This window comes from Malaciobacter sp., assembly GCF_055140965.1.
Map to the genome: position 1 here is coordinate 53,274 of NZ_JBSRRO010000003.1, position 19,584 is coordinate 72,857.

Sequence of the window (19,584 nt, forward strand, 5' to 3'; positions counted from 1 at the left end):
TTATTTATGTGTAGATTTATTTAGTTTTGATGAATTAATAAATCTTTTATCTTTTACTTGGAGTGTACAAGATAATAAGTATGGAATCTTAACTTTTTTATTTGGTTCTTTTATTGTAAGTTTTTTAGCATTGATTTTGGGTTTTGTTTTTTCATTTTCTATTTGTAGTATTATATTTCTTACAAATTCGTCACTGATCAAATTTTTTTTAGAAAAAACTGTTTTGATGATGGCTACAATTCCTACTGTAATTTATGCTTTTTCAGCATTATTTGTTTTTGTTCCTTTTATTAGTTATTTTAAACCAAGTTCAACATTATCTATAATTGTTGCTAGTGTTGTTTTATCATTGCTTATTATTCCGACTATGAGTCTGATTTTTTTGAATATATTCAATAGTTTATCAAATAAATATATGAAATGTTGCATGAATTTATCCATAAGTAAAGAAGAGTTTTTTTTCAAATTTGTAATAAAAAATTCTATTACACAATTAAGTCAAGGAGTTTTATTAGCAACTACAAGAGCTTTGGGTGATACAATGATTGTTTTGATGCTTGCAGGAAATGCATTGGCTTTTCCTACATCTATATTTGATTCTACTAGAAGTTTAACATCTCATATAGCATTGATTTTTGCAAATGATTTTGAATCAATGGCTTTTAAAGCAATTTTTTTATGTGCATTTTTACTTTTAAGTTCTAATTTTATACTAATACTAATTATTAGAAAAATAAAAGGTAAAACATATGAAGTATAAACTTTATAAATTGATATTGTATGTTTTTACTTTAGGTGCTATATTTTTAGTTTATACACTTTTGGGATTTGTTTTATATAAAGGACTTGACTCTATCTCTTTAGAATTAATTTTTCAAGATACAGATGTAGTAGATGCTCTTTTGTTAAAACAAAGAGTATTTGATGGTATTTTTCCTGCAATTGTGGGAACACTTATGCTTATAATATTGAGTTTGGCTTTTTCATTTATTTTTGGTTTTGCTAGTGGAATATACTTAAGTGTATATGCAAATAAAAAAGCAAAAGAGTATATTAATTTTTGTTTTGAGCTTCTTTCATCTGTTCCATCTATATTAATTGGACTATTTTTTTTACTACTAAGTATATATTTACATGAAGAGTTTTTAACAAATTTTTTACCATCACTTTTTCTTTCATCTTTGGCTTTAGCACTATTAGTTATGCCTTATATTGTAAAAAATACTCAATATGCTTTGGATAGTATTCCAAAACATATAAAAGTATTGTCATTGAAATTGGGTTTATCCAAAACTAAAAATCTTTTTTTAGTACTTATTCCTTATTGTTCAAAAGAGCTTTTAAGTGGTATTTTCTTGGCTTTAGGTAGAGCTTGTGAAGATACAGCTGTTATTATGTTAACAGGTGCGGTTGCTAGTGTTGGAATTGCTAGTAGTATTTTTTCTAAATATGAAGCATTGCCTTTTTATATTTATTATATATCAACAAACTATTCAGATGAAACAGAATTAAATCAAGCTTTTAGTGCTGCACTTATTCTTTTGATTATTTCATTGGTTTTATTTTTACTTACAAAACTTATACAAAAAGGGGTTAAAAGAAAAGATGGTTATTATTAAAAATCTAAAATTAGAGTTTTCAAATAGAGTGATTTTTGAAAATTTAAATTTAGAAATAAAAGAGAATAAAATTACTGCCATTCAAGGTCCAAGCGGTATAGGAAAAACATCACTATTTTTATGTATTAATTCTATGATTAGATATGAAGATGATTATAAATTAAGTGGAGAAATACTTTATAAAAAAAATGATAACTACATTGATCTATTAAAATTAGAAGAAAATCAAGCACAAGATTTGAGAAAAGAGATAATCTATGTATCCCAACATCCTGATTTACTTCCTATGAGTATATATGATAATTTGAATTTTTTTGCTAAAACACATAAATTAGAGAATAAAAATGAAAGAATATTAGAAGCTTTAAAACAAGTCTATTTATATGATGAAGTAAAAGATATTTTACATAAAAGTGCTTTTAATTTATCAGGAGGACAGCAACAAAGATTGATTTTAGCAAGAGCTTTACTCTTAAAACCAAAACTTTTATTGCTTGATGAACCTACTGCCTCACTTAATGAATCACTTAGCCAAAAAATAGAGGAAATGCTAAAAAATCAAAATATTACTATTTCCATAATTAGTCATTTTAAATCGCAAATAAATAATATTGCTGATTTTTGTTATTTTTTAGAAGAATAAAAGTTTTTTATTCTTCTAGATTTTCTTGACTCTCTTCTAATAGTTGCTCTATTTTAGCGTAAACTTCTTCTGCTTGTTCATCATTCATCTTATCTTCTTTTATAGCAAGAACAATATTTTGTAATTCTAAAAGAAATGACTCCATTTCTCTTGATTCATCCATATTATCTTCTGTTTGCTCACCTTTTTCAATTAGTTTATGCAAGTCTTCAATATAAGCTTCTACTTCTGGTATCATTGTTGTTTCAACTACTTCTAATAAATCTTCTTTTATTTGTGTCATATGTATATTTTCCTTTGATTTTTTCTATTATAACAAAAGCTAGGTTTATTGTAACAAATCTATTGAAATATTGATTAAATTTTTAATGTAGATTAAAAATTTTTTTATTATATATGATTTTTTAGTATTATATGTATTATAAACATAATCTAAAAGGATTTTTTATGAAAAGAGATGTAGTTATAATAGGTGGAGGTATTGTTGGACTAAATTGTGCCTATTTTCTACAAAAAAGTGGTAGAGAGGTAACAGTAATAGATGAGGGTGATATTACAAACTCAACATCATTTGGAAATGCAGGTTTATTATCTTCTTATGATAAAACACCCTTAAGTTATCCAGGAGTTATAACAAATACTTTAAAGCTTATGCTAAAAGGTCAATCTCCAGCAATTTTTCATCCTACATTAAGTCCTAAGATATACAAGTGGCTTTTAAATTTTATGCTTAGTGCAAATGAAAAAAGAACAAAAAAAACAATGATGCTTTTTGAAAAGTATGGAGAACTATCTTTACAATTTTATGAACAAATGATAAAAGAGCATAATTTGGATTTTGATTATCACAGAGATGGAATGTTATCTGTTTTTACAGAAGAGAAAAGTTACAAAGAGAAATTGAAAAAATATAATTACATAGATGAAGATAGATTTAAAGTTTTAGATTTTGATGAATTACAAGAGTATGTACCAACAATAACAAATAAAGCAAAGGGTGCAATTTTATTTAAAAAGAATGCACATTTTGATTCAAGAAAAGTTATGAGTGAATTAAAAAAACATTTAGAACAAGAAGGTGTTGAGTTTATACTAAATGAAAGAGTAGAACAGTTAGATATTAGAAATGACAAGATAAAATATATAATCACTTCCAATGGAAATCAATATAGACCTGAACATACTATTATGTCTACAGGTTATCAAACATTGCTTGCAAATCAATGTAAAAAGGATTTGATGATGACTCCTGCAAAGGGATATAGTATTACTTTTGAAATGCCAAAAGAGTTTGTACCAAAAACTTCTACATTATTTAATGATTTGTTTATTGTTATGACTCCAAGAAAAGATAGTGTAAGACTTACTTCAAAATTAGAAATAGGAAGTAATAATCCTGCTGTGGTACAAAAACAAATTGATAGTATAAAAAGTAATTTTTTTGAATATAATAGAGCTTTTGATATGAAGGGTGAAGTAAATTGGACAGGTTTTAGACCTCTTACTCCCAATGATATACCTTTAATAGGAAGAGATGAAAACATAAAGAATTTGACATACGCGATGGGATTAGGCTGGTTAGGTATGACTTTTGCTCCAGCTGTTGGTTCAATAATAAGTGATTTAGTATCAAATGATAAAACAAATGCTCAAAGTGATGGAATATTACTTTTTTCAGGATTTTATCAATAAAGGATAAACATGAAAAGATTATTTGTATTACTACTATTTATTAGTAGTTTATTAAAAGCAGAAGATATTGAGATAAGATTAGTATTTAACTCTTTTAATGTAGATGGCACAATAGTTATACAATCTTTAAATAGTAATAAAAATTATGCTTATAATTTAAATAGGGCAACAAAACCTTTGTTGCCAGCTTCAACTTTCAAAATACCAAATAGTTTGATTATATTAAATGAAAAACTACTAAAAGATGAAAATCAAATAATAAAGTGGGATAAAAAAAAGAGATTTTTAGATGTATGGAATCAAGACCAAACTTTAAAGAGTGCTTTTAAATACTCTTGCGTTTGGTGTTATCAAAAGTTTGCAAAACAAATCTCAATACAAAAGTATGAAAACTATTTAAAGCTTTTTGATTATGGAAATAAAAAAGTTGGTATTGATTCAAGTAGCTTTTGGCTTGATGGAGATATAAAAATCACAGCATTTGAACAAGTAGAGTTTTTAAAGAAATTGTACTTAAATAATCTACCACTAGATAAAAAATATATAAATATAGTAAAAGATATTATGTTTGAAGAAAAAAACAGAAAATATAAACTAAGTTCAAAAACTGGATGGGCTACATCAGTAAAAAATAAACACGGATGGTATGTGGGCTTTTTAGAAACAAAAAATGACGTTTGGTTTTTTGCAACAAATCTTTTAATAGATGATTTTAAAAGATTAGATTTAAGAAAAAAAGTAACCTTAGAAGTCTTCAGACAAAAAAGAGTATTTTAGATAATCAAAAATGATTATCTAAAATACAAAAGCTATTTCTGTAAGGCTTAGCTGATACATAGTAACTTTAACACCAGCAGAATCAACTATATTGTAAGTAATAGTATAATCATTTGGGTTTTCAATGTTTGGATTGTTTTTTGCAAACTCTTCAAATTTTTTATTATCTATTATTGAATAGATAAATTGTGTTTTTTCTTTAAACTTATCATTATTAATGTATAAATCAAATATTTGTTTATCTTGAACCTTATCATACTTATTTACAAAATTTTTATTGTATAGCTCTTCTATTAAATCTGATTTGTTAAATTCATTAGTATTATATAAATAGTAATCTTTGTGTAAAAGTTCATTTAGATTTTCACTAATTAGAAAATGGTTGTATCTTATATAGTCTTCATCTTTTGAGATTTCATTAATATATTCAATCATATTGCTCCTTATTATATGTAAAAGTTTATATAATTTTAACTTTATAAAAGCATAAAAATATTTTTATCCTTTTAAAAAGGAAGAAAATAGTAAAAATACACAAATAAGTCCAAAAAAGCTTAAAAATCACTATATTAGTCATTACTTCCTTTCTAAAAGGAAATAAAATTAAAATATTTTTTATAGAAGCCCCATAAACATTGACATTTTATATAAAAAAAGTTATAATCCGCGTCCATAAAATATAGTTAGGGTGTTTTTTAAACGCAACTAACGAGTTCTTTAAAGGAAAAAAATGGAAAAAATTAGATTAAAGCTTAAAGCTTATGATCATAGAGTTTTAGACAGAAGTGTTGCTTCTATTGTTGAAGCTGTTAAAAGAACTGGTGCTGAGTTAAGAGGACCAATTCCTCTTCCAACGAAGATTAGAAAATATACGGTTCTTAAAGGACCTCACGTTAACAAAGATGCTAGAGAACAATTTGAAATTAGAGTACATAGTAGAATTATTGATATTATTGCTGCTACTCCTGATACAGTTGATTCTTTAATGAAACTTGATTTAGCTCCAGAAGTTGATGTTGAAGTTAGATCAATGGGTCAAGAATAAAAAGAAAGGGTAAAGAATGGAATTCATAGTTGAAAAAATCGGTATGAGTAGAACTGTTTCAGTTCCAAGTGTTCCTGTTACACTTTTAAAAGTTCTTGATACAAAAGTATGTGAGATAGCTGAAAACAGTAAAGCAATAGTAGCTTTTGCAAGTGGTAAAAAATTTAATAAAGCTATTGAAGGTCAACAAAAAAAATACAATATAAGTAAAGAGTTCAATAGATTTGCAACAATGACTGTAGCAAATACTGAAGCTGGAGACTTAGATGTATCTGGATTATCTGAAGCTAAAGTTTTAAAATCGACTTTTAAAACAAAAGGTAGAGGATTTGCTGGTGGTATGAAAAGATGGAATTTTGCTGGGGGACCTAAGTCTCATGGTTCAAGATTTCACAGAGCAGTTGGTTCAATCGGTAATGCTGAGTGGCCAGGTAGAGTTCAACCAGGTAAAAAAATGCCAGGACATTACGGAAATACAAACGTATCTTTAAAAAATGAAGTTATTTCATTTGATGTTGAAACAGGTATTTTAGTTGTAAAAGGTTCAATCGCTGGACCAAATGGTGCATTAGGAAAAGTAAAGGTTGCTAAATGAGTAAAGCAATAATATTAAATGAAAAATTTGAAAATAATGGTGAATTAGATTTACCAGCAAAATATGATGAGATTAACTCTCACAATTTATATTTATATGTTAAATCACATCTTTCATCATTAAGAGCTAATACAGCTAGAGTTAAAAACAGAACTGAAGTAAGAGGTGGTGGTAAAAAACCTAAGGCTCAAAAAGGTTCTGGTGGTGCTAGATGGGGTTCTAAAAGATCTCCACTTTTTGTTGGTGGTGGACAAATTTTTGGACCTACTAAAAGAAACTACAATCAAAAAGTTAATAGAAAGCAAAAAGCTTTAGCATTATCTTATGCTTTAAATGCTCATGCTAAACAAGAATCTTTATTTGTAGTTGATTCTGTTAAGGTTGAGTCTGGAAAGACTAAAGATGCAGTGGCAGTTTTAAATAAGATTAATAAAAGAGATACTTTAATTGTTGTAAATTCAATTGAAGAGAAAACTTATTTATCATTTAGAAACATTAAAAACTGTTATGTTATTGAAAAGCAAGAAGTTAATGCTTATTTAATTTCTGCATACCATTCAGTACTAATTGAAAAATCAGTATTTGATGCACTAACAAAAGAGGCGTAAAAATGGCAGATATTACAGATATAAAAGCAATATTATACACAGAAAAAACTATTGAGCTTCAAGAAGACGGTGTAATCGTTGTTCAAACTAGTCCTAGAATGACTAAGTCTGGTTTAAAAGAAGTTTTTAAAGAGTATTTTGGAGTGACACCTTCAAAGGTTAATTCATTAAGACAAAGTGGTAAGGTAAAAAGATTTAGAGGAAGAGTTGGTAAAAGACCTGACTTTAAAAAGTTTTACGTAACATTGCCAGAGGGCGCTGAAATAGCGAACCTATCAGCATAAGGAGTATAGAGTATGGCATTAAAAAAATTTAGACCAATAACTCCTGCTAGAAGATTCATGTCTGTTATGGATACTTCTGATATTACTTCTAAACCAACAGTAAGAAGCTTACTTAAAAGAGTAAAAGCAAGTGCTGGTAGAAATAATAACGGTAGAATCACTTCAAGACACAAAGAAGCAGGTGCTAAAAAGTTATATAGAATTATTGATTTCAAAAGAAACAAATTTGGTGTAGAAGGTACTGTTTCTACTATCGAATACGATCCATATAGAAATTGTAGAATTTGTTTAGTAACTTATGCTGATGGAGATAAAAGATATATTTTACAACCATCTGGATTAAAAGTTGGAGATAAAGTACAAGCTGCTGAATCTGGACTTGATATTGTTACTGGTAATGCATTAAGATTAGTAAGTATCCCAGTTGGTACTATGGTTCATAATATTGAGTTAAAACCTGGAAAAGGTGGACAAATCGCTAGATCTGCTGGTGGATATGCTCAAATTATGGGTAGAGAAGGAAAATATGTTATCTTAAGATTACCATCTGGTGAAATGAGAAAAATCCTTGGTGTATGTATGGCAACTGTTGGTATTGTAGGAAATGAAGATTTCATCAATATGGTAGTAGGTAAAGCTGGTAGAACTAGACATCTTGGAATTAGACCTCAAACTAGAGGTTCTGCTATGAACCCAATTGATCACCCACACGGTGGTGGTGAAGGTAAAACTAACTCAGGAAGACATCCAGTTACTCCATGGGGTATGCCAACTAAAGGTTATAAAACTAGAAAGAAAAAAGCTAGTGATAAATTAATCATTTCAAAAAGAAAGAAGTAAGGGTTTAAGATGGCAAGATCAATAAAAAAGGGTCCATTTGTAGACGCGCACCTAATGAAAAAAGTTATCAAAGCTGTTGAAGCTAATGATAAAAAACCTATTAAAACATGGTCAAGAAGATCAACTGTTTTACCTGATATGATTGGATTAACATTCAATGTACACAATGGTAGAAACTTTGTTCCTGTAAATATTACTGAAAATCATGTTGGTTATAAGTTAGGTGAATTCGCACCAACAAGAACTTTTAAGGGACATAAAGGTTCTGTACAGAAGAAGGTAGGATAAGAATGGCTAAAGCAATATTAAAATTTATTAGAGTTTCTCCAATCAAAGCAAGATTAATTGCTAGAGAAGTTCAAGGTATGAATGCTGAATATGCAATTGCTTCATTAGAGTTTACTCCTAATAAAGCTGCAGGAATTATTTCAAAAGTTATTGCATCTGCTGTTGCAAATGCAGGTTTAGAACCAGAAGAAGCAGTTATTACATCTGCTAGAGTTGATAAGGGTCCTGTTCTTAAGAGATTTACTCCAAGAGCAAGAGGTTCTGCTTCACCTAAGCATAAACCAACTGCACACATTATGATTGAAGTAGCTGCTGCTGAAAAAGGAGATAAGTAATGGGTCAAAAAGTTAATCCAATAGGTTTAAGATTAGGTATCAACAGAAACTGGGAATCAAGATGGTTTCCTTCATTTTCTAAATTACCTGCAAACGTTGCAGAAGATGATAAAATCAGAAAATATATCAAAAAAGAGTTATATTATGCTGGTGTTGCACAAACTATAGTAGAAAGAACTGCAAAAAAAGTTAGAGTTACTATCGTTGCTGCTAGACCTGGAATTATCATTGGTAAAAAAGGTGCAGACGTTGAAAAATTAAAAGCAAATCTTTCTAAATTAGTTGGAAAAGAGATTGCTGTTAATATCAAAGAAGAAAGAAAACCACAACTTTCTGGTCAGTTAGCTGCTGAAAATGTTGCTCAACAATTAGAAAGAAGAGTTGCATTTAGAAGAGCTATGAAAAGAGTTATGCAAAATGCACTTAAATCAGGTGCAAAAGGAATTAAAGTTTCTGTTTCTGGTAGACTTGGTGGAGCTGAAATGGCTAGAACTGAGTGGTACTTAGAAGGTAGAGTTCCTTTACATACTTTAAGAGCTAGAATTGACTACGGTTTTGCAGAAGCTCATACAACTTATGGTTGTATTGGTATTAAAGTTTGGATTTTCAAAGGTGAGGTACTTGCTAAAGGTATTCCTGCTGAAAAAGCTGAAACTTCTAAACCAAAAAGAAGACCAAGTAAAAGAAGAGGTAAATAATTATGTTAATGCCTAAAAGAACTAAATACAGAAAGCAAATGAAAGGAAGAAATAGAGGTAAGGCTCAAAGAGGAAACTTTTTAGCATACGGAGATTTCGGACTTAAAGCTTTAGAACATGGAAGAATCGATTCAAGACAAATCGAAGCTGCCAGAATTGCTATGACTAGAAAAGTTAAAAGACAGGCAAAAGTATGGATTAAAGTTTTCCCAGATAAGCCACTTACTGCTAAACCATTAGAAACAAGAATGGGTAAAGGTAAAGGTGCTGTTGATAAATGGGTTATGAATATTAAGCCAGGTAGAGTTTGCTTTGAAATGGCAGGTGTTGGTGAAGAGTTAGCAAGAGAAGCTTTAACTTTAGCTCAACATAAATTACCATTTAAGACTAAAATTGTAACAAGAGATAGCGAAAATGAATTATACTGATATTAAAGATAAAAGCTTAACAGAGTTAAACGAGTTATTAAAAGAGAAAAAGGTGCTTCTTTTTGAATTAAAAGCTAAGCTAAAAACGATGCAGTTAACAAATACATCTGAATTAAGAGCGGTAAAAAAAGATATCGCAAGAATTCAAACAGCAATTACTGCAGCTAAATAACTTAAGGATCTAAGGTATGAGTACAAAAAGAGAGATTCACGGTGTTGTAGTAAGAAGATCTGGAGATAAAACTGCTTCTGTATTAGTTACAAGAAATGTTTTACACCCAAGATATCATAAGACTGTGAAAAGATTTAAAAAATATTTAATTCACGATGAAAAGAATGAATTGAATGTTGGTGACTCAGTTGTTGCAATTGAGTGTAGACCAATCTCGAAAACTAAATCTTTCAGATTAAAGAAAATTGTAGCTACAGGAGTTAAATAATGATTCAAAGTTTTTCTAGATTAAATGTAGCTGATAACACTGGTGCAAAAGAGATTATGTGTATCAAAGTTTTAGGTGGATCTAAAAGAAGATACGCAACAGTTGGTGACGTTATTGTTGCATCTGTAAAAAGAGCTCTTCCAACAGGAAAAGTAAAAAAAGGTCAAGTTGTTAAAGCAGTAATTGTAAGAACTCACAAAGAAGTTCAAAGAGAAAATGGTTCGTTAATTAGATTCGATGACAACGCTGCTGTTATACTTGATGGTAAAAAAGAACCAATTGGAACAAGAATTTTTGGACCAGTAGCTAGAGAAGTTAGATACTCTGGTTTCATGAAAATTGTTTCACTTGCTCCGGAGGTACTATAATTATGGCTATTAAATTAAAAATAAAAAAAGGTGATACAGTTAAGATTATCACAGGTGACGACAAAGGTAAAACTGGTGAAGTTTTAAAAGTGTTACCAAAGCAAAATAAAGTAATTGTAAAAGATTGCAAAGTAGCTAAAAAAACTGTAAAACCAGATCAAGAAAAAAACCCTAATGGTGGATTTGTAAACAAAGAGATGCCTATTGATATCTCTAATGTAGCAAAAGTAGAAGGTAATTAATTATGGCAGCAAGATTATTCGAAAAATATAAAAATGAGATTAAGCCAGTTTTAGAATCTGAATTCCCAAAAAACAAGATGTTAACTGCTAAGTTAGAAAAAGTAGTTATCTCTGTTGGTGCTGGTGAAGCTATGAAAGATAGTAAATTAATGCAAAACATTCAAGATACTATCTCTTTAATTGCTGGTCAACATGCAGTTAAAGTTATCGCTAAAAAATCAGTAGCAGGATTTAAAGTAAGAGAAGGTATGCCAGTTGGTGTAAAAGTTACACTAAGAGGTGAAAATATGTATACTTTCTTAGACAAACTTTGTTCAGTTGCTTTACCAAGAGTTAAAGACTTTAGAGGTCTTAAAAGAAATGGATTTGACGGAAGAGGAAATTTCAACTTCGGTTTAGATGAGCAGTTAATGTTCCCAGAAGTAGTTTATGATGATATCATCAAAACTCACGGTATGAATATTTCAATTTCTACAAGTACTGATAATGATGCAGAAGCATTTAGACTATTAGAGCTTGTTGGAATTCCATTTACTAAAGGAAGAGCGTAATGGCAAAGAAGTCTATGATTGCTAAAGCAAAGAGAACTCCTAAGTTCTCTTCAAGAGCATATACAAGATGTTCAGTTTGTGGAAGACCACATTCAGTATACAGAGATTTCGGTCTTTGTAGAGTTTGTTTAAGAAAAATGGCTAACGAAGGATTACTTCCTGGTGTTAGAAAATCTAGTTGGTAGGAGAATTTAAGCTATGATGAATGATATAATCGCAGATGCTTTAACTAGAATAAGAAATGCTGCACTTAGAAAATTAGAAGTTGCAACATTACTACACTCAAATGCAGTTGTTGGTATTTTAGAAGTATTACAACAAAAAGAGTATATTGAGAGTTTCAAAGTTATTGATGGTGAAAATAATAAGAAAACAGTACAAGTTACATTAAAATATGATGATAATGACACATCAGTAATTAATGAAATTAAAAGAGTTTCAAAACCAGGAAGAAGAGTTTATAAATCTTTTTCAGAATTAAAAAACTTTAAAAATGGATACGGTACAATCATTGTTACAACTAACAAGGGTATAATCGCTAACGATGAAGCATATGCTTCAAAAGTTGGTGGTGAGCTACTGTGTACAGTATGGTAGGAGAGTGTAATGTCTAGAATTGGAAAAAGACCTATCTCAATACCTAATGGAATTGAAGTAACTGTAGATAATACAGTTGTAAGCGTAAAAAAAGGAAGTAAAGTTTCTTCAATTGAGACTCACGGTAGAGTTGGAATTGAAGTGGCTGATAATCAAGTTGTCTTAACTAGAGTAAATGATACTAAAGAAGCATCAGCATTCTGGGGTACTTATAGAGCACTTATTAACAATGCAGTATTAGGATTAGATAAAGGTTTCGCAAAATCTTTAGAGATCAACGGTGTTGGTTATAGAGCCGCTGTTAAAGGTAAAGTTTTAGAACTTCAATTAGGTTATTCTCACCCAATCAACTATGATATTCCAGAAGGATTAGATATCACAGTTGAGAAAAACTTAATCCATGTTAAGGGAGCTGACAAACAACAAGTTGGTCAAGCTGCTGCAATTATCAGAGGTTTCAGAAAGCCAGAGCCATATAAAGGTAAAGGTGTTAAATATACTGACGAGGTTATCGTTAGAAAAGCCGGTAAAACTGCTAAGTAAGGTGTGAGTAATGAGTAGAGCAAAAGAGATAGCAAAAAAGAATGCTTTAAGAATAAAAAGAAAAAAAAGAGTTAGAGGTAGTATCTCTGGTACAGCAACTGTTCCAAGAGTTACAATAACTAAATCTAATAAATATGTTTCAGCACAGGCAATTGATGATGTAGCTGGTAACACTTTAGCTGCAGCTAATTCTAAAACTTTAGGATTAAGTGTAACTAAAGAGAGCGCTTCAAAAACTGCTGCTATTATAGCGGAAGGTTTAAAAGCGAAGAATATTGATACTGTTGTATTTGATAGAAACGGATACCTGTATCATGGTGTGGTTGCAGCATTTGCTGACGCATTAAGAGAAAATGGAATTAAACTATAAGGGTTAATGATGGCAGCAGTAAATAGAGAAGATTTTCAAGAAGCAATCGTTAAAATCGGAAGAGTAACAAAAGTTGTAAAGGGTGGTAGAAGATTCAGATTTACAGCTTTAGTTGTTGTTGGTGATAAAAATGGTACAGTAGGTTATGGAACTGGTAAAGCAAAAGAGGTTCCTGATGCAATTAAAAAAGCTTTAGATGATGCATTTAAATCATTAGTAAGCGTTTCTATTAAAGGAACTACAATTGCGCATGATATTGAGCATAAATATAATTCTTCAAGAATTTTATTAAAGCCAGCTTCAGAGGGTACGGGACTAATCGCAGGTGGTGCGGCAAGACCTGTGTTGGAATTATCAGGTGTTAAAGATATTATTGCAAAATCTTTAGGTTCAAATAACCCTAACAACCTTGTACAAGCTACTGTTGAAGCATTAGCTAGAATTAAAGGATAATTAGATGGTATTAAGTAATTTACAACCAGCTGAAGGTAGCACAAAGAATATTAAAAGAGTTGGTAGAGGTCAAGGTTCAGGAATGGGTAAGACTTCTACTAGAGGTCAAAAAGGACAAAAATCTAGATCTGGATTTAAGAATAAAAGAGGTTTCGAGGGTGGTCAACAACCAATCCATAGAAGACTTCCTAAAATTGGTTTCTTCTCAAGAGTGCAAAAGCCATACTCTATCAATGTAGATAAAGTTAAGCAAGTTGCACAGTTAGAAGAGATTACTTTAGATTCTATAAAATCAGTTTATAAATTATCTAAATCTGTTGTGAAGGTTAAATTAATCGGTTCAGCTGCAAAAGATTTAGCTTCTAAAATCAAAGACGAAAACATTACTACAACTGGAAAATAATCATGAGTAAAGATCTTGTAAATAAGATTCTTATTACTTTAGGATTTATATTCCTTTACAGGTTACTGGCATATGTGCCAGTACCTGGTGTTAATATAGATGTAGTAAAAGAATTCTTCGATTCTAATGCAAATAATGCATTGGGTCTTGTAAATATGTTTAGTGGTAATGCAGTTGAAAGATTGTCAATTATATCACTAGGAATTATGCCTTACATTACAGCTTCTATTATTATGGAACTTCTAGCAGCTACTTTCCCAGCACTTGGTAAAATGAAAAAAGAGAGAGATGGTATGCAAAAATATATGCAAATCATCAGATATACAACTATTGTTATTACATTGATTCAATCAATTGGTGTATCAATGGGTCTAAACTCTTTAACTGGACAAAGTGGACAAAATGCTATTTCTATTGATATGGATACTTTTATTGCAGTATCATCTATATCAATGTTAACTGGAACTATGCTTTTAATGTGGATTGGTGAACAAATAACTCAAAAAGGTATTGGTAATGGTATTTCACTAATTATCTTTGCTGGTATTGTTTCTGCAATTCCAAGTGCCATTGGTGGTACTATTGACTTAGTAAATAATGGTCAAATGAATTTCTTAACTGTAATTGCTATTTTAGTTATTGTTTTAGGAACAGTTGGAGCTATTATTTATGTAGAGCTTGGTGAAAGAAGAGTTCCTGTTTCATATTCAAGAAAAGTTATGATGCAAAATCAAAATAAAAGAGTTATGAATTATATTCCTATTAAGGTTAACTTATCAGGTGTAATTCCAGCTATTTTTGCAAGTGCAATTTTAATGTTCCCTGCGACTGTTTTGCAAGGAAGTCAAAATGAGTACTTAATGGCTGTTGCGGATTTTTTAAATCCAAGTAGCTATACATTTAATATTTTTATGTTTTTATTTGTAGTATTCTTCGCATTTTTCTATGCAAGTATTACTTTTAATGCAAAAGATATTTCAGACAATTTAAAAAGACAAGGTGGATTTATTCCAGGTGTTAGACCAGGAGCATCAACTGCTAGTTTCTTAAATGAAGTTGCAGGAAGATTGACTTTTTGGGGTGCATTATACCTTGCAGCGATTTCGACTGTTCCATGGCTACTAGTAAAAGCTATGGGTGTTCCTTTTTATTTTGGTGGGGTTGCTGTTCTTATCGTTGTTCAAGTTGCTATTGATACAATGAGAAAGATTGAAGCACAGCAATATACTAATAAATATGAAACACTAAGTGCGGTAGGTTTATAGTTATGGCTATTGCAATAAGAAAACCAAATGAAATTCAAAAGCTTCGTGATGCTAATGTTATTGTTGCGAAGACTTTGAATTATTTAAATGAAAATGTAAAACCTGGTATGACTTTAAAAGAAGTTGATGCTATGGGTGAAAAGTTTTTAACAAATCTAGGAGCTAGACCGTCTTTTAAAGGACTATATGGCTTCCCTGGTGCTATTTGTACATCTCTTAATGAAGTTATTATTCATGGTATTCCATCAGATGTTGTTTTAAAAGAGGGCGATATTTTAGGCCTTGATATTGGAACAGAACTTGATGGTTGGTATGGAGATGCTGCTATTACTATGCCAATTGGTAAAATCTCAAAAGAAGATGAAGAGTTAATTGCTTGCGCAAAAGACTCTTTACTTTATGCAATTGATATTATTCATGAAGGTATGAGATTTAAAGAGCTTTCAAAAGCAATTGAAGATTTCATAGTTGCAAGAGGATATCAACCACTTATAAGATTTTGTGGACATGGGATTGGTAAAAAACCTCATGATGAACCTGAAATTCCAAACTATTTAGAAAATGGAAGTCCAAAATCTGGACCAAAAATTAAAAATGGAATGGTATTTTGTTTGGAACCTATGATTTGTCATAAAGATAGAGAACCTGTTATTTTAGAAAATGACTGGGATGTTGTATCAAGTGATGGATTAAGAGGAAGTCATTATGAGCATACGGTAGCTGTTATTAATGGCAAAGCTGAGATTTTAAGTACAGTAGTAGATAACTAGGGAGAATAAAGTGGCAAAAGATGATGTAATTGTAATTGATGGTAAAGTTGTTGAGGCTTTACCAAATGCAATGTTTAGAGTAGAGCTAGACAATGGACATGTAGTTTTATGTCATATCTCAGGTAAAATGAGAATGCACTACATAAAAATTTTACCTGGTGATAAGGTTAAAGTAGAAATTACACCTTATTCACTTGATAAGGGTAGAATTACTCACAGATATAAGTAATTTTTATAAAAAGAGGCAATAACTTATAATTTTGTCTCTTTTTTTTTCCTTCTTTTAGATTAATCTTGTTAAAATACTTTAAAATAATTAAAAGATGAACTAAAATGGAAAATATAAAAATCATAATTAAAAATACTATCAAATCTTTAACAAGACAAGAAATAATCGCAACTCCTTCAAACTATGCAAAAGAGTTTTATAAACAAGCACAAGAGTTAGATTTTAATGTTGAAGAGCTAAATAAATTTCATAAGTTATTAAAAGATTTAAGTGACGAAGAAAAGCTATATATAAGAGAAAATGATATTACAACTTATTATGAATTAACTTTTTTACTTTTAAGGCGTATAAATGACAAAGATTTAAAAAAGTTTATTGATAATTTAGATTTTTTACTTACTCCTTCCATTGATTATAATATAGAAAAAAAGATATCTGAACTAAAAACTGAACTACAAGAAAAACCTGAACGATTAATTAAAAATAGCACTATTAATAGATTAAGAAAATTTACAAATGAGAGAATTACAAGAGATAAGGTTGTTGTTCAAGAAAAAGCAAAAGATGTAAAAAAAGTAATTGGTCTAATGGGTAAATATTTTGATAAGTGTTTACTTCAAAGTGATGATACTTCACAAGAAGTTACAATGATTAAGACTGAATTAGAAGGTTTAGAGTTATCAAAGCATTCAGCAAGAGATTTAGCTATGCTTCAAAGCAAACTTGTAAGTACAATTCATAAATTAGAAAATACAATTGATGAATCACAAGCTGAACTTTTTAAGGGACAAAAAGATTGTGCTTATTTACAAAAGCAAATAAATAAATTAGAACAAGATTTAAATGAAGTAAGTAGAGAAAAAGATATAGATTTTTTAACTGGTATTGCAAATAGAAGAGCATTTGTTGCAGAAGTTGATAAAATTGAAAATGAGTATGAGATTTTTAAATCAAAGTATGCAATAGTTTTTTATGATATTGATCATTTTAAATCTATAAATGATAATTATGGTCATGAGTGTGGTGATACTATTCTTACAACTTTTGCTACAATCTTAAAAAAACTAACAAGAGAAGAAGATGTTATTTGTAGATATGGTGGTGAGGAGTTTGTAGCTTTAATTCACTATACAGAAGATGATGAAGTAATTAGTTACTTAAAAAGAGTTAGAAATATTGTATCTACAAATAAGTTTGTTCATAAAGATATAAAATTAAAAATAAAATTTTGTGCGGGAGTTGTATATAGAAATAAATATAACTCTTATAAAGAAGCAATAAATCAAGCTGATTTACTTTTAAATAAAGCAAAACATGAAGGTAGAAATAAAATTATTATTGATACAGGTATTTATGTTTAGTGTATAAATAATTTGATTAAAGATTATCTTTAATTGCATTTATCTCTTTTTCAAGAAAATCTTTTTGATTTATCATCAATTCTAAGTTTTTATCTAAAAACTCTTTTCTTTTATAAGATTCAATAATAAAAGCATAAAGCTTCGGTCTTGTTTTTTTCCAATTGTGTAAAGTTGTTTTATTTACTCCTAAATCTTTTTCTAATACTCTAAAACTTGGTGAAGACATTATATATCCTGTATTTTATTTAAAATTCATTGTACAAAATATTGGAACAATAGTCAATAAATAATAGAAATTTATATAAAATAATGGAACAAATTTATGTGAAAGTTAGATTTTTGTAAAATTTCATATGACAAAAGCAGTAAAAAATAGAATTTTATATCAACTAAATTTTTTTAAATCAATTGGTTATGAGTATCATGCTAATGTTGAGTTTGGGAACAATGAAATAAATAACTCAAATTTGCCAAATAACATAAATGAATTAAAAAATATTGTTGAAAATTGTTACTTGTGTGATTTATGTAAAAGTAGAAAAAATGTACTTTTTGGTCAAGGAAATAGTGATGCAAAAATTCTTTTTATTTTAGATGAACCTAGTGCAAGTGAAGATGAATTAGGTCAGTTTTTTGTTGGTAAAAGTGGTGAAATACTTAAAAATATGATACAAAATGTTTTAATGCTTGATATTGATGATGTTTATATAACAAATATTGTAAAATGTAAATCAAATGATTCATTTAATGCAACACATGCAAATAATTGTAGACTCTATTTGGATAAACAAATTGAAATAATAAACCCAATGTTAATTGTAACTTTTGGAGAAAAAGTTTATAAATATCTTACAAATGACAATGGAATATTTGAACAATTAAGGGGAAATATTTTGCCTTATAAGTATTATAATATTTTGCCTACTTTTTCACCTAATATTTTACTTAGGAATCCTTCACTTAAAAAGGAAGCATATTATGATATGCTAAAAATAAAATCTATACTGGAGATACATTGAAACATATAGTACTTGTAATTTCTATTGCTTTTTTATTTTTTGGTTGTACTCAAAAACAAAAAGTAATACAAACAGATAAAAAACAAGAAATCATAGAAATAAAAAAGTCAGACAATGAAGTTGAATTTGATAAAATTCCACAAGATAAGATTATTATAAATGAAGTTAAAACTATTGAAGATAGTGAATTAGATGATGTTTTTAAATTAGCAATTATTTACCCATCTAAAGTTGTAGGAAAATATGCTAATAATACAGTAAATACAATTACTGCATATTTATTGTTTAAAAATGAAAAGTTTAAAATTGAGACATTTGATACAAGGAATGAAACAGAATTATCTATAAAAAAAGCTATTGAAAGTATAAAAGATGCTGGATATGATAATATTATTGCTTTGTTTACAGATGAGGGCTATGATAAAATAAAAGAGTTGTCTTTTTCAAGTGATGTAAAAATATATTTTCCTTTATTAAATAAAGAAGAAGTTAAAATTACAAAAGATAATTTTATTTATGGTGGAATATCTTATTCAAAGCAAATATCTTTACTTCAAAGTTTATCAAATGGTAAAAATATAATGTTTTATCAAAATAATTATTTGGGTAATAAACTAAAATCTATTTATGAAAATAGTATTAAAGATATTGTTACTATTAAAAATGTAGAAAATAGCAATAACGATTATAGAAGACTTGTAAATGATAATAGATTGGATAAATCAACTATTATGTTAAATACTTCTATTATCAAAACTTCTATTATTCTTTCACAAATAAGAGCTTTTGAAAAAGAGCCAGAAGTTGTTTTGTCTACACAATTAAATTTTAATCCATTTTTAATATCTTTAACTCAAGTAGAAGATAGAACAAGTTTTGTACTTGCTAATTCTATTGATGCAACTGATGAAAAGCTTGAAGATATAATGGATTCTTTAGGGTCAAATATTGTTTATGATTGGGTAAATTACTCTTCACTTATTGGAGTTAATACTCTTTTTGATGGCAATAAATCAAAACTGATTAAGACAAAAGTTGAAGGTAATGATGTTTTATATGAACCAAAATTATATAAAAGCACAGCACACGGGTTTCAAAAGATTAAGTAAATCTTGGGTATA

The 19,584-nt window shown here is 28.9% G+C and carries 35 protein-coding genes; 31 read left to right on the forward strand and 4 right to left on the reverse strand.

Annotated elements, in window-relative coordinates; genetic code table 11:
• Window positions 1–201, reverse strand: a complete 201-nt coding sequence (locus tag ACTCCZ_RS01725; protein WP_159445702.1) for a hypothetical protein — start codon at window positions 199–201, stop codon at window positions 1–3.
• A gap of 25 nt (window positions 202–226) precedes the next feature.
• Between ACTCCZ_RS01725 and ACTCCZ_RS01730 the strand changes: the two genes are divergently transcribed.
• Genes ACTCCZ_RS01730 through ACTCCZ_RS01740 form a run of 3 tightly spaced genes read left to right on the forward strand, consistent with a single transcriptional unit; the run spans window position 227 to window position 2,262 of the window.
• Entirely contained in the window at window positions 227–760 is a 534-nt protein-coding gene (locus ACTCCZ_RS01730; protein ID WP_159445701.1) for an ABC transporter permease subunit, read from the forward strand.
• Window positions 750–1,619: an ABC transporter permease subunit gene (locus tag ACTCCZ_RS01735; RefSeq protein WP_079577071.1), complete on the forward strand. Its 870-nt coding sequence runs from the start codon at window positions 750–752 to the stop codon at window positions 1,617–1,619. The genes ACTCCZ_RS01730 and ACTCCZ_RS01735 overlap by 11 nt, the downstream gene beginning before the upstream one ends.
• The gene (locus ACTCCZ_RS01740; RefSeq protein WP_079577070.1) at window positions 1,606–2,262 is read left to right on the forward strand and encodes an ATP-binding cassette domain-containing protein; all 657 of its coding nucleotides are present in this window, start codon (window positions 1,606–1,608) and stop codon (window positions 2,260–2,262) included. The genes ACTCCZ_RS01735 and ACTCCZ_RS01740 overlap by 14 nt, the downstream gene beginning before the upstream one ends.
• Before the next feature lie 7 nt (window positions 2,263–2,269).
• Here ACTCCZ_RS01740 and ACTCCZ_RS01745 read toward each other — a convergent pair whose 3' ends face one another.
• The gene (locus ACTCCZ_RS01745) at window positions 2,270–2,545 is read right to left on the reverse strand and encodes a hypothetical protein (protein WP_079577069.1); all 276 of its coding nucleotides are present in this window, start codon (window positions 2,543–2,545) and stop codon (window positions 2,270–2,272) included.
• A gap of 164 nt (window positions 2,546–2,709) precedes the next feature.
• On the opposite strand from ACTCCZ_RS01745, the gene ACTCCZ_RS01750 reads away from it, so the two are divergent.
• Both ACTCCZ_RS01750 and blaOXA read left to right on the forward strand, forming a co-directional pair.
• Complete coding sequence (locus tag ACTCCZ_RS01750) at window positions 2,710–3,954, forward strand: NAD(P)/FAD-dependent oxidoreductase (protein WP_079577068.1); 1,245 nt, start codon at window positions 2,710–2,712, stop codon at window positions 3,952–3,954.
• A gap of 9 nt (window positions 3,955–3,963) precedes the next feature.
• The gene (blaOXA, locus tag ACTCCZ_RS01755; protein WP_079577067.1) at window positions 3,964–4,731 is read left to right on the forward strand and encodes a class D beta-lactamase; all 768 of its coding nucleotides are present in this window, start codon (window positions 3,964–3,966) and stop codon (window positions 4,729–4,731) included.
• 18 nt (window positions 4,732–4,749) lie between these two features.
• Here the strand turns inward: blaOXA and ACTCCZ_RS01760 are convergent, their stop codons facing one another.
• Window positions 4,750–5,166, reverse strand: a complete 417-nt coding sequence (locus ACTCCZ_RS01760) for a hypothetical protein (protein WP_079577066.1) — start codon at window positions 5,164–5,166, stop codon at window positions 4,750–4,752.
• A 295-nt stretch (window positions 5,167–5,461) separates the two neighbouring features.
• Between ACTCCZ_RS01760 and rpsJ the strand changes: the two genes are divergently transcribed.
• The 24 genes from rpsJ to ACTCCZ_RS01880 all read left to right on the forward strand — a co-directional run bounded on the left by rpsJ (window position 5,462) and on the right by ACTCCZ_RS01880 (window position 17,444).
• Window positions 5,462–5,776 carry a 30S ribosomal protein S10 gene (gene rpsJ, locus ACTCCZ_RS01765; RefSeq protein WP_079577065.1) on the forward strand — a complete coding sequence of 105 codons (315 nt, stop codon included), beginning with the start codon at window positions 5,462–5,464 and terminating at the stop codon, window positions 5,774–5,776.
• A gap of 16 nt (window positions 5,777–5,792) precedes the next feature.
• Window positions 5,793–6,371: a 50S ribosomal protein L3 gene (gene rplC / locus ACTCCZ_RS01770; RefSeq protein ID WP_079577064.1), complete on the forward strand. Its 579-nt coding sequence runs from the start codon at window positions 5,793–5,795 to the stop codon at window positions 6,369–6,371.
• Entirely contained in the window at window positions 6,368–6,979 is a 612-nt protein-coding gene (gene rplD / locus ACTCCZ_RS01775; RefSeq protein ID WP_079577063.1) for a 50S ribosomal protein L4, read from the forward strand. The genes rplC and rplD overlap by 4 nt, the downstream gene beginning before the upstream one ends.
• 2 nt (window positions 6,980–6,981) lie before the next feature.
• A complete protein-coding gene (locus ACTCCZ_RS01780) occupies window positions 6,982–7,263 on the forward strand; it encodes a 50S ribosomal protein L23 (protein WP_079577062.1) in 282 nt (93 codons plus the stop codon).
• Between the two features lie 12 nt (window positions 7,264–7,275).
• Window positions 7,276–8,103 carry a 50S ribosomal protein L2 gene (gene rplB, locus ACTCCZ_RS01785; protein ID WP_079577061.1) on the forward strand — a complete coding sequence of 276 codons (828 nt, stop codon included), beginning with the start codon at window positions 7,276–7,278 and terminating at the stop codon, window positions 8,101–8,103.
• 9 nt (window positions 8,104–8,112) lie between these two features.
• The gene (gene rpsS, locus ACTCCZ_RS01790; RefSeq protein ID WP_079577060.1) at window positions 8,113–8,391 is read left to right on the forward strand and encodes a 30S ribosomal protein S19; all 279 of its coding nucleotides are present in this window, start codon (window positions 8,113–8,115) and stop codon (window positions 8,389–8,391) included.
• Between the two features lie 2 nt (window positions 8,392–8,393).
• Window positions 8,394–8,726: a 50S ribosomal protein L22 gene (gene rplV / locus ACTCCZ_RS01795; RefSeq protein ID WP_079577059.1), complete on the forward strand. Its 333-nt coding sequence runs from the start codon at window positions 8,394–8,396 to the stop codon at window positions 8,724–8,726.
• Window positions 8,726–9,424 (forward strand): 30S ribosomal protein S3, encoded by a 699-nt coding sequence (rpsC, locus tag ACTCCZ_RS01800; protein ID WP_079577058.1) that lies wholly within the window; start codon window positions 8,726–8,728, stop codon window positions 9,422–9,424. Before rplV ends, rpsC begins: the two co-directional genes overlap by 1 nt.
• Window positions 9,425–9,426: 2 nt before the next feature.
• Complete coding sequence (rplP, locus tag ACTCCZ_RS01805) at window positions 9,427–9,852, forward strand: 50S ribosomal protein L16 (RefSeq protein ID WP_079577057.1); 426 nt, start codon at window positions 9,427–9,429, stop codon at window positions 9,850–9,852.
• Window positions 9,839–10,024: a 50S ribosomal protein L29 gene (rpmC, locus tag ACTCCZ_RS01810; RefSeq protein ID WP_079577056.1), complete on the forward strand. Its 186-nt coding sequence runs from the start codon at window positions 9,839–9,841 to the stop codon at window positions 10,022–10,024. Before rplP ends, rpmC begins: the two co-directional genes overlap by 14 nt.
• A gap of 16 nt (window positions 10,025–10,040) precedes the next feature.
• Window positions 10,041–10,292: a 30S ribosomal protein S17 gene (gene rpsQ, locus ACTCCZ_RS01815; protein ID WP_079577055.1), complete on the forward strand. Its 252-nt coding sequence runs from the start codon at window positions 10,041–10,043 to the stop codon at window positions 10,290–10,292.
• Window positions 10,292–10,660 carry a 50S ribosomal protein L14 gene (rplN, locus tag ACTCCZ_RS01820; protein WP_079577054.1) on the forward strand — a complete coding sequence of 123 codons (369 nt, stop codon included), beginning with the start codon at window positions 10,292–10,294 and terminating at the stop codon, window positions 10,658–10,660. Before rpsQ ends, rplN begins: the two co-directional genes overlap by 1 nt.
• Before the next feature lie 2 nt (window positions 10,661–10,662).
• A complete protein-coding gene (rplX, locus tag ACTCCZ_RS01825) occupies window positions 10,663–10,902 on the forward strand; it encodes a 50S ribosomal protein L24 (RefSeq protein ID WP_079577053.1) in 240 nt (79 codons plus the stop codon).
• A gap of 2 nt (window positions 10,903–10,904) precedes the next feature.
• Window positions 10,905–11,453: a 50S ribosomal protein L5 gene (gene rplE / locus ACTCCZ_RS01830; RefSeq protein WP_079577052.1), complete on the forward strand. Its 549-nt coding sequence runs from the start codon at window positions 10,905–10,907 to the stop codon at window positions 11,451–11,453.
• On the forward strand, window positions 11,453–11,638 hold the full coding sequence (locus ACTCCZ_RS01835) for a type Z 30S ribosomal protein S14 (protein ID WP_079577051.1): 186 nt from the start codon (window positions 11,453–11,455) through the stop codon (window positions 11,636–11,638). Before rplE ends, ACTCCZ_RS01835 begins: the two co-directional genes overlap by 1 nt.
• A gap of 13 nt (window positions 11,639–11,651) precedes the next feature.
• Window positions 11,652–12,050 carry a 30S ribosomal protein S8 gene (rpsH, locus tag ACTCCZ_RS01840; RefSeq protein ID WP_079577050.1) on the forward strand — a complete coding sequence of 133 codons (399 nt, stop codon included), beginning with the start codon at window positions 11,652–11,654 and terminating at the stop codon, window positions 12,048–12,050.
• A 9-nt stretch (window positions 12,051–12,059) separates the two neighbouring features.
• Complete coding sequence (gene rplF / locus ACTCCZ_RS01845; RefSeq protein ID WP_079577049.1) at window positions 12,060–12,593, forward strand: 50S ribosomal protein L6; 534 nt, start codon at window positions 12,060–12,062, stop codon at window positions 12,591–12,593.
• Window positions 12,594–12,603: 10 nt separating this feature from the next.
• On the forward strand, window positions 12,604–12,963 hold the full coding sequence (gene rplR, locus ACTCCZ_RS01850; RefSeq protein WP_079577048.1) for a 50S ribosomal protein L18: 360 nt from the start codon (window positions 12,604–12,606) through the stop codon (window positions 12,961–12,963).
• A 9-nt stretch (window positions 12,964–12,972) separates the two neighbouring features.
• Window positions 12,973–13,416 (forward strand): 30S ribosomal protein S5, encoded by a 444-nt coding sequence (gene rpsE / locus ACTCCZ_RS01855; protein WP_079577047.1) that lies wholly within the window; start codon window positions 12,973–12,975, stop codon window positions 13,414–13,416.
• A gap of 4 nt (window positions 13,417–13,420) precedes the next feature.
• Complete coding sequence (gene rplO / locus ACTCCZ_RS01860) at window positions 13,421–13,819, forward strand: 50S ribosomal protein L15 (RefSeq protein WP_079577046.1); 399 nt, start codon at window positions 13,421–13,423, stop codon at window positions 13,817–13,819.
• 2 nt (window positions 13,820–13,821) lie between these two features.
• A complete protein-coding gene (gene secY, locus ACTCCZ_RS01865; protein WP_079577045.1) occupies window positions 13,822–15,084 on the forward strand; it encodes a preprotein translocase subunit SecY in 1,263 nt (420 codons plus the stop codon).
• Between the two features lie 2 nt (window positions 15,085–15,086).
• Window positions 15,087–15,854, forward strand: a complete 768-nt coding sequence (gene map, locus ACTCCZ_RS01870) for a type I methionyl aminopeptidase (RefSeq protein WP_079577044.1) — start codon at window positions 15,087–15,089, stop codon at window positions 15,852–15,854.
• A gap of 10 nt (window positions 15,855–15,864) precedes the next feature.
• Entirely contained in the window at window positions 15,865–16,083 is a 219-nt protein-coding gene (infA, locus tag ACTCCZ_RS01875) for a translation initiation factor IF-1 (protein ID WP_079577043.1), read from the forward strand.
• 104 nt (window positions 16,084–16,187) lie between these two features.
• A complete protein-coding gene (locus ACTCCZ_RS01880; RefSeq protein ID WP_079577042.1) occupies window positions 16,188–17,444 on the forward strand; it encodes a GGDEF domain-containing protein in 1,257 nt (418 codons plus the stop codon).
• Window positions 17,445–17,460: 16 nt separating this feature from the next.
• Here the strand turns inward: ACTCCZ_RS01880 and ACTCCZ_RS01885 are convergent, their stop codons facing one another.
• On the reverse strand, window positions 17,461–17,670 hold the full coding sequence (locus ACTCCZ_RS01885) for a hypothetical protein (protein WP_079577041.1): 210 nt from the start codon (window positions 17,668–17,670) through the stop codon (window positions 17,461–17,463).
• Window positions 17,671–17,797: 127 nt separating this feature from the next.
• Between ACTCCZ_RS01885 and ACTCCZ_RS01890 the strand changes: the two genes are divergently transcribed.
• Window positions 17,798–18,463 (forward strand): uracil-DNA glycosylase, encoded by a 666-nt coding sequence (locus ACTCCZ_RS01890; RefSeq protein ID WP_079577040.1) that lies wholly within the window; start codon window positions 17,798–17,800, stop codon window positions 18,461–18,463.
• On the forward strand, window positions 18,460–19,572 hold the full coding sequence (locus tag ACTCCZ_RS01895) for a hypothetical protein (protein WP_079577039.1): 1,113 nt from the start codon (window positions 18,460–18,462) through the stop codon (window positions 19,570–19,572). The genes ACTCCZ_RS01890 and ACTCCZ_RS01895 overlap by 4 nt, the downstream gene beginning before the upstream one ends.
• The last annotated feature ends 12 nt before the right edge of the window (window positions 19,573–19,584 follow it).